An 11,844-nucleotide genomic window follows, 5' to 3' on the forward strand; every position below is an offset into this window, starting at 1 on the left:
AAACTGACATTTTTGAAGAACTTGCCCAACAGACAGGAGAAATGTACCCTGAGATTGAACCAACTGCGGTTGAGGTTGAAGATACCTTACCAATAACAACTAGAGAAACTGACATTTTTGAAGAACTTGCCCAACAGACAGCAGAAATGTCTCTCGAAACTGAAGATGAGGCTGAAGAAATTTCCCCTACTAATGAAGGAGAAGCTTATTGATATTCCTGCCATTTCCCCGACCCCCGTTCGGTGAGGGATTGGGGTTTTCCCAACTGTGCGGCTGCTTCCCGCCAGAATTGTTCAAAGTTCTGCCGCAGTTCTCCAGTGGCAATCATTGATTTTAACGGGATAATTTAGTCAACAATTCCAAGAGTTTTTTACTATTAGGAGTCAAGAGAGTTCGACGATAGGCATCGGCGGCCTTTTTAATCGCTTCCGCTTGGGTGGGATAGTGCGATCGCATCGCCTGTAGGTTGGGTTGACGCAAGGAAACCCAACTTCCATATTCATATTAAAATATAGAGATAAGTTTTCAAAAATTCTGAACCTGATGAAAATCAAAGCTATTATTCATCCAGCCGAAGAAGGCGGTTACTGGGCTGAAGTTCCCGCTCTGCCCGGTTGTATAACAGAAGGAGATAGTATGGACGAAGTTGTCGATAACCTCCAAGATGCCATACAAGGCTGGTTAGAAGTTGCCAATGAAAGCAAACAACCTGAATCTAGGTCAGAAGTGATTGAAATTGCTGTATGAAATCAATATCAGGGAAAAAACTCTGTAAAATTGTCGAAAAAAAAGGTTGGATACTCAAAAAAATTACCAGTAGTCACCATATTTATGAAAAGGAGGATGAAGATAAAATTCTATCTATTCCTGTACACCGCAATCAGGACTTAAAAATTGGAACTTTAAAATCAATTATGAAAATAGCTCGATTATCGGAAGATGACTTATAAGCTTTCGTAGTTAATGTAACGCACCATCAATTTCCTAATATGCGGTGGGTTACGCTGTCACTAACCCACCCTACTGGTTTGTTTCAGCTAATTTGGTGTATTAGAAAAATGCTATAAATTCTATAATCTAAGACTTTAAGCCGAAATCTATTGCCCTATTTTAGTTGAAACAGTCCAGTAGGGTGCGTTAATGTTAATGTAACGCACCATCAATTTTCTAATATGCGGTGGGTTACGCTGTCGCTAACCCACCCTACAGTGCTACTGTGAAGAGACAAGCTGATGTCCGAGGTTATAATGGTCAAAGAGTTAAAAAAGAAATTAATCTAATCAATAGCCACAATGAAGGTACAGCTAAATGAGTCAAGTCTTAACCCTAGAATTGAGCGATGAAGTCTATGCCGCCTTGCAACAGCAAGCTAAAATATTAGGTATCGACCTGTCAGAATTAGTAACAACTTCCCTTGAGCGACAGTATCGCTTGAACAAAAATAAAGACCAACGCACGGAAGCGGAAAAAGAAGCAGCACGTCAACGCTTTCGAGCGCACGCTGGCTCAATTAGCGGCTATCCGACAGGAGCAGATAATGAAAGCATTGATGCTGACTTAGGGAGAGAGTATGGAGATACTCATGAGGAGACATGAAATCGGTGATACTCCTCGATACTTCTGGGTTACTTTGCTATGTCTATCGTGATCAACCAGGACATGAAGAAGCTGTCCAATTGTTAGATAGTGCAGGTAAAAGCATCACCCACAGTTACGTTTTAGCAGAGTTAGTTGCTCTAGCTCAAGTTCGCCATTACCCGCGTTTAGCTACCCTAGAATTTATCACCGATTTGCTAGAAAATCCAGATATCGAGACAGTTTGGATAGATGAGCCTTTGCATCGTGCTGCGGTCAAACTATTGATGGCACGGCAAGATAAGACTTATTCTTTATGCGATGCAGTTAGCTTTTTATTGATGCGTCAGTTCAATATTAATGAAGCATTAACCACCGATCGTCATTTTGAGCAAGAAGGTTTTCACCGTTTACTTGTATTCTAAAAAGGGCAGAGCTACGTCAGGGGTTGGTATTTCTCCAACTGGTACTCTTGTCATTCCCCCGACCCCCGTTCGGTGAGGGATTGGGCGTTTCCCAACTGTGCGGCTGCTTCCCGGCAGAATTGTTCAAAGTTCTGCCGCAGTTCTCCGGTGGCAATCATTGATTTTAACGCGATAATTTAGTCAACAATTCCAAGAGTTTTTTACTATTAGGAGTCAAGAGAGTTCGACGATAGGCATCGGCGGCCTTTTTAATCGCTTCCGCTTGGGTGGGATAGGGATGAATAACAGTAGAGAGTTTACTCAGTCCGATTTTAGCAACCATAGCGGTGGTAATTTCGGAAATCATCTCACCGGCGTGGGAGGCGACGATAGTGGCTCCTAAAATTTGGTCGGAACCTTGTTTGTGAATAATTTTTAAAAAACCTGCTGTTTCGCCATCAGTGATAGCTCGATCGACTATACTCAAAGGAATTTTAATAGTATTAGTGACCAATCCCCTGGTCTGTGCTTGGGTTTCATCCATACCCACATGGGCGATTTCTGGGTCGGTATAAGTGACCCAAGGCATAACTAAATTACTGAGCTTATAGCGTCCGAAACCGAAGGGAGAAAAGAGAGTATTTTTAATCACAATACGGGCGGCTGCATCGGCGGCATGGGTAAATTTCCAATCCATACAGATATCACCGGCCGCATAAATTTTCGGGTTAGTAGTTTGCAGATAATCATTAACTTTGACTCCCCGACGAGTATCGTATTCCACGGCCACCGCTTCTAAATTTAATCCTGACAGATTAGGCTCCCGGCCGGCAGCGACTAAAATCTCGTCAACGGTGATAGTTGCTCCTTGACCGTTGCTAGTATATTCAATGGTTTTACCCCGCTCATTTTTTGTCACCCGTTCAATTTGGCAAGAGAGAATTAATTGCATTCCTTCCCGCAGGAAAGTATTCTCAATAATTTCGGCTGCTTCTGGGTCTTCTTTATTCAAAAGATGGGAATGATTATGAAATAAAATCACCTGTGCGCCTAACCGTTGAAAAGCTTGGGCTAATTCACAACCAATCGGCCCGCCACCGATAACAGCTAATCGGGGAGGTAATTCTGTTAGGGAAAAAATTGTTTCATTGGTATAAAATCCCGCTTCTTTTAGTCCGGGGATATCGGGATGAAAGGCCCTAGCACCAGTGGCAATAACGGCTTTTTTATAAGCAAGATTTTTTCCCGCCACTGCCACGGCATTTTGTCCTAAAAAACGAGCGCTACCCAAGAAGACATCGATACCTAGTTTTTGGAAACGTTGCACCGAATCATTATGGCTAATATCGGCGCGAATTTGCCGCATTCTGGTCATGACTCTGGCAAAATCTACCCTAGTATCCCCAGTATTAATTCCTAATTTTTTGGCTTTCTCAATTTCCCCGATAATTCTAGAGGAACGAATCAAACATTTAGAAGGAACACAACCGAAATTGAGGCAATCTCCCCCCATGAGATGTTTTTCCACTAAAGCCACTTTTAAACCTATATCTAAACCCGCAGCCCCTGCCGCTACGACTAAACCCGCAGTACCCGCACCAATGACGACTAAATCATAACAATCTTGGGGTTGGGGATTGAGCCAATCGGCAGGATGAACATAATTAACTAATTTTTGATTATGTTCGTCCATGGGGAGAATATTAACTTTACTGGAGCTATTTTGAAACATAGTGAACTACCTTGACTCCCTAGGCGCAGTTGTCAAGACTTCGGAATTTACAGGGGAATGCCTCAAGACAGATTTACATCCACCTTTTTGACTTACTTCTCCTCTTTGAGCAGTGGTCCGAGTTCCTGAGACCAATAATTTTCTGATGCCTTCTGCTCTCATTTTTTTATCTGCATTTTCGTCTCTATCGTGATGTGTACCACAGCTTGGACAAGTCCATTTTCTAACGTCTAATGGCATATCAGACATTTGATAGAGACAAAGAGAACAGGTTTTAGAGCTAGGGAAAAATCTATCAATCTCCATCAATAAACCGCCTTTATTCTGTAGTTTATAGTCAATAAATTTCCCTCTTGACCAAGTTGGTAGAGCAAGTCTCTTGGTTCTATGTTAGTTGTTGTCGTATTAATCGGACAAAACCTGATGAGCCTTTCTCTGTCAACGCTTAAGGAGTCGTCCGTTTTATTTTTCAATTGGCGATTTAAGAGCCGATTTTAAAGGCTTCTAGAAATAAACTATAGGTTATACCAATTTTTAGTAAATTGAGAGATTCTCGCAGAATTGGTGCTGGTTTAGCCTGGGAACTTTTTCGGTAAACAATCCGGCTAGTCGCCTCCGTAAACAGCAGTAATAAACCGGCAGCTGTGACATCCCATTGAGCAGTTTGACCGGCAGTGGTGACAATTGCTTGACCAGAAAAAACTCCAAATAAAACACAAATTATCTGGAGGGAAATCCGCCGCCAAGGATTACCAAAAAAGCTATTAAACCGGATGCTGGTGACATTAGCCAGCGTACTTAAACGGGTGCGTTGCATGGTCATATTTATTTAGAAGTAATACGATTAAGAAGCCACAAAGAGGTAACAATACCGGTAAAGTGAGCGAGAATTGTATTAGTATTAGCCTGCACAATTAACAGGTCAACGGAATTAACAAATTGACTGGGGTTAGAGGCAACATTAAAAGTACCTTGAGGAACATTGAGGGATTTAATTAAGACGATTCCCGCTAAAGCTTGCGCCCCCAAAATCGTTAAAAACATCCCGATAATATTAGCGATTAAACCCTGACGGATTAACTGAATAGTATCGGATTTTTTCGGGCGACTATCTTGATCTCCCCTCAACATTTGACGGGCAATTTTCATGTAACGAGAGGAAAAGAAAATGGCGACTACCAAGAAACAAGCCCCACCAATGGCACATAAAACACCGATTTCAATACCGGAAGTGCGTTGTCTCGTCCCTAATAAACTAGCGGTAGCAATGAGTAATAAAACCCCTGAAATTACGCCTAGGACAATCTGCGTCCAAAAACCGATTCTTCCCTGACGTAAAAGGATATTAGCGGCCCGTTGGACGGCTGGAGGCAAGGAATAAAGATCAGAATCTCTAGTGGTCGATATATTGGTAATTTCTGATTGTTTGTCTCTCATCGGGGTTAAGCTAGGGATTGGGTAAATCTGGTCTTGATCTATTTTCGTCTTTTTTTTTGCCCATGGCTAGAGATTTAATAAACCTCTGGCATAATTAATTTTTCAGGGTTCAAAGACGGCAAAAATAATGATTAAATTGCCTAAAATCTGTAAATAGACCATTTAAGTGATTATTATTCATTCTTAATTCTCCTGACTACTGACTACTGGCTACTGAATCCTCACCCTAACAACAATTTTTGATTTTTACAAGAGGTCTAATTTTGGCACTGACTGGCTATCTGTTTAGCTTCTACCTGTAAACGCTGGGCCATGCGAAACATTTCTTGACCGGTGTGGAGAGAGCGATCGTCGTAGTTAAGGGTAAAGGTTTCTAATTCTTCTAGTCCGTCAGTGAGATGATTGAGACAGTAGTACAGAGAGGCGGCCACTTTGGCCATTTTGGCAGGATTAGGCCGTTGGGAAAAGAGGGTTTTGGCTCGATCGAGATTTTGGCGACAGGTTTCTAGATAGTCTTGAAAAACAGCCATTAACTGATCATCGAAGGGATCGGCGGATAGGTGATCGATCTGACCTTTGAGGGGCCGGATAATTTGACCGATCAGGCGATTAATCGGGCTATAGGTCTGGTTATACCACTGTTTGACTAGGGACTCGTCTTCCTGGACCGCTTCTTTGTAACGATGGTAGTTTGCCTGGGCGGTGGCGGTGCGTTGGGCGCGTTTTTCGGGAGAATTAGCGATTAGTTGGTTATCGTAGTCCTTTCTTAGTCTCGGATCGCTTAGAATCTCGTAGGCAGCGTTAATAGCGACGATTTTATCGTGACTGGCACTATCGTTTTGACTATCGGGGTGGAATTGTCTGGCTAAACGCCGATAGGCCCGTTTAATCTCGTCAGGGGTCGATTTATGGCCGATTTCTAGGGTTTGGTAGTGGTTGCCGGTCATGAGCGCAAGCGATCGATCTGTCTTTTGTTATTATCGATCATGGTTAACGCGGCAGAGAAGGGGAATTGTCAGTTATCAGTGATCAGTTATCAGTGATTTAGACAAAAGGATTGATTTCAGGGATATCCTCGATCGAGGGTAAGTCTATTTGACCCGATCGCTCTTGTGTAAGATAATAGGGACAATGAAGCTGACAATCGGGACGATGGGGAAAATCGACTAAATCATTTTGGTATGCTGATAGATAGCGATCGAGATCCTTCAATAAACGGCGTAAATCCCGTCCTGTCCGTTGGTGTAGTTTCTGGTTATAGTTAAAAGTAATTTGTTCGGGGTTGCGGGGTAACTGCACAAACCAATAGGTCATCGATAAACTATCAGGAGGATAAGCAGAAGTTTCTGCCAACACATACAGATAAAGTCTCGTCTGCCAATTTTTGGCTAGTTTGTCGGCATCGATAGGTTTTAAGTAGGTTTTCCAGTCAAAAATTACCGCTCGATCGCTCTCTAGTAAAATTAAATCATAGATAACCGTTAATAAATAATTACCCACAGTTAAACTGCGACAATGTTCCGCTTCTCGATTAGCTTCTCCCGGATTTTGGGCAATTGCCGGGGCGGCCTTTAATAGGGCTGTTAAACAATGTTCTAACTGTTCATTTTCGCGTAATAGGGACGTGATTGGCAGCCCTAATTCCCGCTGCTGTAATAATAGGTGAAACTGACTGCCCCATTCTTGCCTCTCCAATTGCCCGGGGTCAGCCGGTGTGTTAAGTTGCTCTAGATAGACTTTTTGAAATCTCGGTGGACAGGTTTCCAATAGGTTTAAATGGCCCTGGGCAAGACGATAGATATTAGACATGATAACTAGATAGGTATTAAAAACTTTCAGATGCCCCCCTTATTAAGGGGGGATTAAGGGGGGATCGGCACCCCCATTATCAAAGGGGGCAGGGGGGATCGAACCTAAAATCCATTTTTAATTTAATTATAACCAGCTACTTAGAGTTATCGTTGATAAAACAGGAGTTAGTCTATAGTTTTTGGCTGACAGATGCTAGGAAGGTTGAATAGCCAGAGTATTTAGTAACATTTGATAGACAATACCAAAAGAAATTGATTAGGACAATCTATGCTTAAGAAAAAGGATCATGACAGCCTTTCCCATAAAGATGAAGTGTAACCTAATTTGGTGTTAACGACCGACGACTGACCCGCCAAAACAAAAACTTCCTATCTCATCATTAAGATAAGCTGCCCGCCTATTTAAATTGCTTGTTGAGATGAGGCACTGTGGCACTCTTGCAACAGTAAAGGGATTGGGAGAGATTGACCTAATCTAAGGATCGGGGGGTTAAAATACGTCTTAGCTTAATGACAGACAATAGCTTTTTAGAGCTATAATCAGGGTTTTATGCCTAGAAAAGTCCCTGTTTACTTAATAAAGAAAATTTGACAGACTTATATAATAATGCTTGGTAGTGAAGCTTCCCAATAATTGATCCCCCATGACTTGGTTATATAAAACCCCCGGTATTCCCGATGAATTGTTTGAACGTTTGCCCGGGATTCCCCTGAGTAAACGCGAGGTGAGATTATTGATGATTTCCGCTTTGCGGTTAGGTGATGGGGGGGTTTTCTGGGATATAGGGGCAGGAACCGGCACTATTCCCGTTGAAATTGGCTTATTATGCCCCAATAGTCCGATTATTGCCATTGAAAGGGATGAAGAAGTGGCCAGTTTAATCCGCCGTAATTGCGATCGCTTCGGGGTAAAAAATGTCACCGTTTTTGAAGGCAGCGCACCCGATTGTCTGCCCAATATATCCCTCGCACCCGATCGCGTCTGTATCGAGGGCGGCAAACCGATTAAATCGGTCCTGCAAGAAGTGTGGCAATACCTGAAACCCAATGGCCGCATCGTGGCTACGGCCAATAATTTAGAAACCCTCTATCAATTTTCCGAAGGTTTTTCTAATTTACAGGCCCGTAATATCGAGATTGTCCAAGCGGCAGTAAATCGCCTAGAAACTAGGGGTATTCACCAAGTTTTTGCCGCCGTTGATCCCATGTTTATCCTGAGCGGCGATAAACTTTAATTGGGGATAACCTTCCATAAAGTTTTCTTAATCTATATAATTATGACAATGCCGCCTAATTTCTCTGGATTAACCATGCCTTGGCCACGCATTGTCAGCGCTATTTTTGCTATTGCCTTCGCACTGGGAATTATTATCGTTGGGGGTTGGTATTTCACCCTCGGCATCGGTGTTATCGTCTTTTTGGGACAATTAGAGTATTTTCGCTTAGTTCGCGCTAAAGGCATTGAACCGGCCGCTAAAACCACTCTCGTAGTTTCCCAATTATTACTACTGACGGCAACTATGGCAGCCCCCCTCACCGATGCCATGTTTCCCCTGGCCGGAGCGTTAATTTGTTTTTATCTGCTCTTTCAGCCTAAAATGGCGACAATTGCCGACATTTCCACCTCAATTCTCGGTCTGTTTTACGGTGGTTACTTACCCAGTTATTGGATTCGTTTACGCGTCGGTTTTTCTCCCGAAAGTGGTCCCGTGGCTATGGCCAGTAACTTACCCCTGATGGGATATTGGCCGGAATCCTGGATGGAACCGAAATTATTCCCGGCCGCTTTGACGGTGACTTTTCTAGCTTTCGGTTGTATTTGGGCCGCCGATATCGGAGCTTATATCATGGGAAAATGGTTAGGGAAAACCAGTTTATCGCTGATTAGTCCCAAAAAAACCGTGGAAGGTTCCTTTTTTGGCATTTTAGGCAGTATAGCGGTGGCCGATTTGGGTGCTTGGTATTTAGATTGGCCCTATTGGCAGCTGACGGGCTTATTTTTGGGCTTATTAATTGGTATTGTCAGTTTATTGGGCGATTTAACCGAATCGATGATGAAACGCGATGCTGGGGTCAAGGATTCCGGCCAGTTAATCCCCGGTCACGGTGGTATCCTTGATCGCACTGATAGTTATGTCTTCACCGCTCCCCTAGTATATTATTTCGTCACTTTACTGCTGCCCTGGTTGCGTTAGTAATTTGTTTCTTCTCCAGTGCTAAATTCAAGATTAAACCCAAATTTGCGATTATGTCAGCAGTCGTCCATCCCCGGGGTAAAGTTTATCTTCTCGGTGCGGGAATCGGTCAGAGTAGTTTTCTCACCCTGCAAGCGCGAGCAATTTTAGCCACGGCCGAGGTTTTGCTGTACGATGCCCTAGTGGATAGTCAAATCTTCTCCCTAGTGCCGAAAACCTGTGTTTTAGTCGATGTGGGCAAACGGGGGGGACAACCCGGGGCCGAGCAGAATCAGATTAATCGGATACTGGTTAATTATTGTCAAGAGGGAAAACGAGTTATTCGGCTTAAAAGTGGTGATCCAGGGGTTTTTGGGCGAGTATATCCTGAAATGTTGGCCCTAAAGCAGGCTGGCTGTGATTTTGAACTGATAACCGGTATTTCCTCCGCTTTAGCCGCTCCTTTATTGGCCGGAATTCCCCTGACGGAAAAGGATATTAGTCGCTGTTTTGCGGTCTTGAGCGCTCACGATCCCGAGTCTCTCGATTGGTCAGCCTTAGCTAAAATTGATACACTTGTGCTATTGATGGCCGGTCAGTCTTTAGGGCAAATTATCGAGAAATTATACCAAAATGGGCGGAATATTCACGACTCGATCGCTATTATCCGCCAGGCGGGACGCAAGGATCAACAAATTTGGCGCGGCACTTTAGAAAATATTCTCGCTCAAACCGCCGGGGTGTCCCTCTCACCCTCTATTATGGTCATTGGTCAAGTTGTGGATCTGGCGATTATGTCCTCTCCCCCACCCCTAGGCGGTAAAACTATTGTTATTACCCGTGCCGCCGAGCAAACGAGTCAATTTAGCGAAATTTTGCAAAATCAAGGCGCAGAAGTCCTGGAAATGCCCGCTTTAGAGATTCGTCCCCCCGACCGTTGGCAAGGTTTAGACGATGCCATCGCTCAGTTAAAAGAGTTTGATTGGCTGATTTTAACTTCTGCCAATGCTGTTAATTTTTTCTTCGATCGCTTGACATTTTGGGGAAAAGATGCTAGGGCTTTAGCGACTGTAAAAATCGCCGTGGTGGGCAAAAAAACCAGCCAAGTTTTGCACTCACGGGGATTAAAAGCGGATTTTATCCCGGGGGATTTTGTCGCTGATGCTTTGGTAAACGAGTTTCCCGACCCGATTAAGGGGCAAAAATTCCTCTTTCCTCGCGTGGAAACGGGAGGCAGAGACATATTAGTTAAGGAATTAACGGCCAAAGCTGGTCAGGTGACGGAAGTGGCCGCATATTATTCCGGATGTCCGGCACGCATGGATAGTGGCATCTGGGAAGCGTTTCGAGATGGGAAAGTCGATATAGTCACCTTTGCTAGTTCCAAAACCGTCCAGAATTTTTATCGGTTATTGCGACAAGAAACGGCAGAATTATCGGTTAATTCCCTATTAGAAAAAGTTTGTCTGGCTTCTATCGGTCCGCAAACTTCAAAAACCTGTCAAGAGTTATTTGGTCGTGTTGATATCGAGGCGCGAGAATACACCCTAGAAGGATTGACTAGCGCTTTAATCGAGTGGAGTAATACCTGACATTTTCAGCGCCGTATTTGCGGCAGCCGGGGTTGGGAGAATCAAAGCCCCTTATCAAGAAGGATCAAAGCCCCCCTTATCAAGGGGGGTTGGGGGGATCAAAGCCCCTGATCAAGAAGGATCAAAGCCCCTGATCAAGAAGGATCAAAGCCCCTTTATAAGGAGGGATCAAAGCCCCCCTTATCAAGGGGGGTTGGGGGGATCAAACTTCCAATTACTCCACAAACTCCCTCAAAATTACTCAAAACTTCTTGATTAGTAAAGCGGATTACTGTTAATCCATAACCTGATAAAATTTGGGTTCTTTCTAAGTCATAGGTCTGAGCATCTTCCCTATTATGACTATCACCATCAATTTCAATCACTAATTTTAATTCGGGGCAATAAAAGTCAACAATAAATTGATCAATCGGTCTTTGGCGATGAACTCTATATTGAAAATTGTTTAAGTATTCATACCAAAGTTTTCTTTCAGCTTTGGTCATATTTTTACGGAGTTCTTTGGCTCGTTCTACGAGTTTGGGATTGTAGGGTAGATGATGATGATTGGTTAATTGCATAAGCTTACTTTCTGGTTAGTCATGTTACCGTACTTAGCCCCCCTTATCAAGGGGGGTTGGGGGGATCAAACTTAACGTGATTGCAGTTTTATTTATTAAAAAAAGAAAGATTATTTTTCAACTAATAAGTTTAGCATATATAGCGTTTTCTGTTCGCACGAGGTACATTATTAATGTTGAAAAGCTTAATCAGCAAAGGTTTAACTGTGCCACCCAGGGGTGAGAACCGCTATAATATCCCTTATCAAGGAGTCGTAGGCGGGGGGATGAAACTTAAAGCGATTGCGTTTTTTTATTAAAAAATCAGGTGTTATTGTTGATAAGTTTTGCTGTTAGCAGGGGAATTTTGGGGGGCAGTTTTGAGGTTTGATCCCCCCAACCCCCCTTGATAAGGGGGGCTTTTTACTGGTTGAATTTAATCCCCCCAACCCCCCTTGATAAGGGGGGCTTTTTACTGGTTGAATTTGATCCCCCCAACCCCCCTTGATAAGGGGGGCTTTTTACTGGTTGAATTTGATCCCCCCAACCCCCCTTGATAAGGGGGGCTTTTTACTGGTTG

General features: G+C 43.4%; 16 protein-coding genes and 1 pseudogene. 8 read left to right on the top strand and 9 right to left on the bottom strand.

Annotated features, from left to right (window positions below; genetic code table 11):
• The coding region (locus tag IM507_RS19875) for a hypothetical protein (protein WP_287637588.1) at positions 1-212 on the top strand (212 nt) is incomplete at its 5' end.
• Here the strand turns inward: IM507_RS19875 and IM507_RS19880 are convergent.
• Positions 206-328: a hypothetical protein gene (locus IM507_RS19880; protein ID WP_262382326.1), complete on the bottom strand. Its 123-nt coding sequence runs from the start codon at positions 326-328 to the stop codon at positions 206-208. The genes IM507_RS19875 and IM507_RS19880 overlap by 7 nt on opposite strands.
• Before the next feature lie 5 nt (positions 329-333).
• Positions 334-480, bottom strand: a complete 147-nt coding sequence (locus IM507_RS19885; RefSeq protein WP_154663885.1) for a hypothetical protein — start codon at positions 478-480, stop codon at positions 334-336.
• 63 nt (positions 481-543) lie between these two features.
• Here IM507_RS19885 and IM507_RS19890 point away from each other — a divergent pair, with 63 nt between their 5' ends.
• From IM507_RS19890 to IM507_RS19905, 4 genes are all read left to right on the top strand, one after another.
• Positions 544-747, top strand: coding sequence for a type II toxin-antitoxin system HicB family antitoxin (locus tag IM507_RS19890; RefSeq protein WP_002734086.1), 204 nt, complete (start codon positions 544-546; stop codon positions 745-747).
• Positions 744-950 carry a type II toxin-antitoxin system HicA family toxin gene (locus IM507_RS19895; protein WP_002741035.1) on the top strand — a complete coding sequence of 69 codons (207 nt, stop codon included), beginning with the start codon at positions 744-746 and terminating at the stop codon, positions 948-950. The genes IM507_RS19890 and IM507_RS19895 overlap by 4 nt, the downstream gene beginning before the upstream one ends.
• Before the next feature lie 358 nt (positions 951-1,308).
• The gene (locus IM507_RS19900) at positions 1,309-1,596 is read left to right on the top strand and encodes a hypothetical protein (protein ID WP_002790029.1); all 288 of its coding nucleotides are present in this window, start codon (positions 1,309-1,311) and stop codon (positions 1,594-1,596) included.
• Positions 1,597-1,601: 5 nt separating this feature from the next.
• Positions 1,602-2,000 carry a type II toxin-antitoxin system VapC family toxin gene (locus IM507_RS19905; RefSeq protein WP_081106832.1) on the top strand — a complete coding sequence of 133 codons (399 nt, stop codon included), beginning with the start codon at positions 1,602-1,604 and terminating at the stop codon, positions 1,998-2,000.
• Between the two features lie 163 nt (positions 2,001-2,163).
• Here IM507_RS19905 and IM507_RS19910 read toward each other — a convergent pair whose 3' ends face one another.
• The 6 genes and pseudogenes from IM507_RS19910 to IM507_RS19935 all read right to left on the bottom strand — a co-directional run bounded on the left by IM507_RS19910 (position 2,164) and on the right by IM507_RS19935 (position 6,957).
• Positions 2,164-3,711 (bottom strand): mercuric reductase, encoded by a 1,548-nt coding sequence (locus IM507_RS19910; protein WP_287637589.1) that lies wholly within the window; start codon positions 3,709-3,711, stop codon positions 2,164-2,166.
• Positions 3,712-3,717: 6 nt separating this feature from the next.
• Positions 3,718-4,056 (bottom strand): annotated as a pseudogene (locus tag IM507_RS19915) (zinc ribbon domain-containing protein); the annotation flags it as partial.
• Between the two features lie 136 nt (positions 4,057-4,192).
• Positions 4,193-4,534 (bottom strand): DUF565 domain-containing protein, encoded by a 342-nt coding sequence (locus IM507_RS19920; protein WP_287637590.1) that lies wholly within the window; start codon positions 4,532-4,534, stop codon positions 4,193-4,195.
• 2 nt (positions 4,535-4,536) lie between these two features.
• The gene (locus IM507_RS19925) at positions 4,537-5,148 is read right to left on the bottom strand and encodes a DUF3611 family protein (RefSeq protein WP_158202354.1); all 612 of its coding nucleotides are present in this window, start codon (positions 5,146-5,148) and stop codon (positions 4,537-4,539) included.
• Between the two features lie 257 nt (positions 5,149-5,405).
• Positions 5,406-6,095 carry a J domain-containing protein gene (locus IM507_RS19930; protein WP_287637592.1) on the bottom strand — a complete coding sequence of 230 codons (690 nt, stop codon included), beginning with the start codon at positions 6,093-6,095 and terminating at the stop codon, positions 5,406-5,408.
• A 97-nt stretch (positions 6,096-6,192) separates the two neighbouring features.
• Entirely contained in the window at positions 6,193-6,957 is a 765-nt protein-coding gene (locus tag IM507_RS19935) for a PD-(D/E)XK nuclease family protein (RefSeq protein ID WP_069474052.1), read from the bottom strand.
• Positions 6,958-7,603: 646 nt separating this feature from the next.
• On the opposite strand from IM507_RS19935, the gene cbiT reads away from it, so the two are divergent.
• Genes cbiT through cobA form a run of 3 tightly spaced genes read left to right on the top strand, consistent with a single transcriptional unit; the run spans position 7,604 to position 10,725 of the window.
• On the top strand, positions 7,604-8,194 hold the full coding sequence (cbiT, locus tag IM507_RS19940; protein ID WP_002732225.1) for a precorrin-6Y C5,15-methyltransferase subunit CbiT: 591 nt from the start codon (positions 7,604-7,606) through the stop codon (positions 8,192-8,194).
• A gap of 42 nt (positions 8,195-8,236) precedes the next feature.
• Complete coding sequence (locus tag IM507_RS19945) at positions 8,237-9,154, top strand: phosphatidate cytidylyltransferase (protein WP_043997242.1); 918 nt, start codon at positions 8,237-8,239, stop codon at positions 9,152-9,154.
• Between the two features lie 53 nt (positions 9,155-9,207).
• Positions 9,208-10,725, top strand: coding sequence for a uroporphyrinogen-III C-methyltransferase (gene cobA / locus IM507_RS19950; protein WP_287637594.1), 1,518 nt, complete (start codon positions 9,208-9,210; stop codon positions 10,723-10,725).
• A gap of 155 nt (positions 10,726-10,880) precedes the next feature.
• On the opposite strand, the gene IM507_RS19955 is transcribed toward cobA, so the two are convergent.
• Positions 10,881-11,285, bottom strand: a complete 405-nt coding sequence (locus IM507_RS19955) for an endonuclease domain-containing protein (RefSeq protein WP_287637595.1) — start codon at positions 11,283-11,285, stop codon at positions 10,881-10,883.
• Positions 11,286-11,844 lie beyond the last annotated feature (559 nt).

Origin of the sequence: Microcystis sp. M20BS1 (assembly GCF_020245305.1) — a bacterium.
GTDB lineage: Bacteria > Cyanobacteriota > Cyanobacteriia > Cyanobacteriales > Microcystaceae > Microcystis > Microcystis ichthyoblabe_A.

Bases quoted from the DNA above. Each gene is read 5' to 3' on its own strand.
- cbiT (WP_002732225.1), top strand. From the start codon at position 7,604: ATGACTTGGTTATATAAAACCCCCGGTATTCCCGATGAATTGTTTGAA.
- IM507_RS19900 (WP_002790029.1), top strand. From the start codon at position 1,309: ATGAGTCAAGTCTTAACCCTAGAATTGAGCGATGAAGTCTATGCCGCC.
- IM507_RS19935 (WP_069474052.1), bottom strand. From the start codon at position 6,957: ATGTCTAATATCTATCGTCTTGCCCAGGGCCATTTAAACCTATTGGAA.
- IM507_RS19925 (WP_158202354.1), bottom strand. From the start codon at position 5,148: ATGAGAGACAAACAATCAGAAATTACCAATATATCGACCACTAGAGAT.
- IM507_RS19910 (WP_287637589.1), bottom strand. From the start codon at position 3,711: ATGTTTCAAAATAGCTCCAGTAAAGTTAATATTCTCCCCATGGACGAA.
- IM507_RS19930 (WP_287637592.1), bottom strand. From the start codon at position 6,095: ATGACCGGCAACCACTACCAAACCCTAGAAATCGGCCATAAATCGACC.
- IM507_RS19890 (WP_002734086.1), top strand. From the start codon at position 544: ATGAAAATCAAAGCTATTATTCATCCAGCCGAAGAAGGCGGTTACTGG.
- IM507_RS19880 (WP_262382326.1), bottom strand. From the start codon at position 328: ATGATTGCCACTGGAGAACTGCGGCAGAACTTTGAACAATTCTGGCGG.
- IM507_RS19920 (WP_287637590.1), bottom strand. From the start codon at position 4,534: ATGACCATGCAACGCACCCGTTTAAGTACGCTGGCTAATGTCACCAGC.
- IM507_RS19955 (WP_287637595.1), bottom strand. From the start codon at position 11,285: ATGCAATTAACCAATCATCATCATCTACCCTACAATCCCAAACTCGTA.
- cobA (WP_287637594.1), top strand. From the start codon at position 9,208: ATGTCAGCAGTCGTCCATCCCCGGGGTAAAGTTTATCTTCTCGGTGCG.
- IM507_RS19895 (WP_002741035.1), top strand. From the start codon at position 744: ATGAAATCAATATCAGGGAAAAAACTCTGTAAAATTGTCGAAAAAAAA.
- IM507_RS19945 (WP_043997242.1), top strand. From the start codon at position 8,237: ATGACAATGCCGCCTAATTTCTCTGGATTAACCATGCCTTGGCCACGC.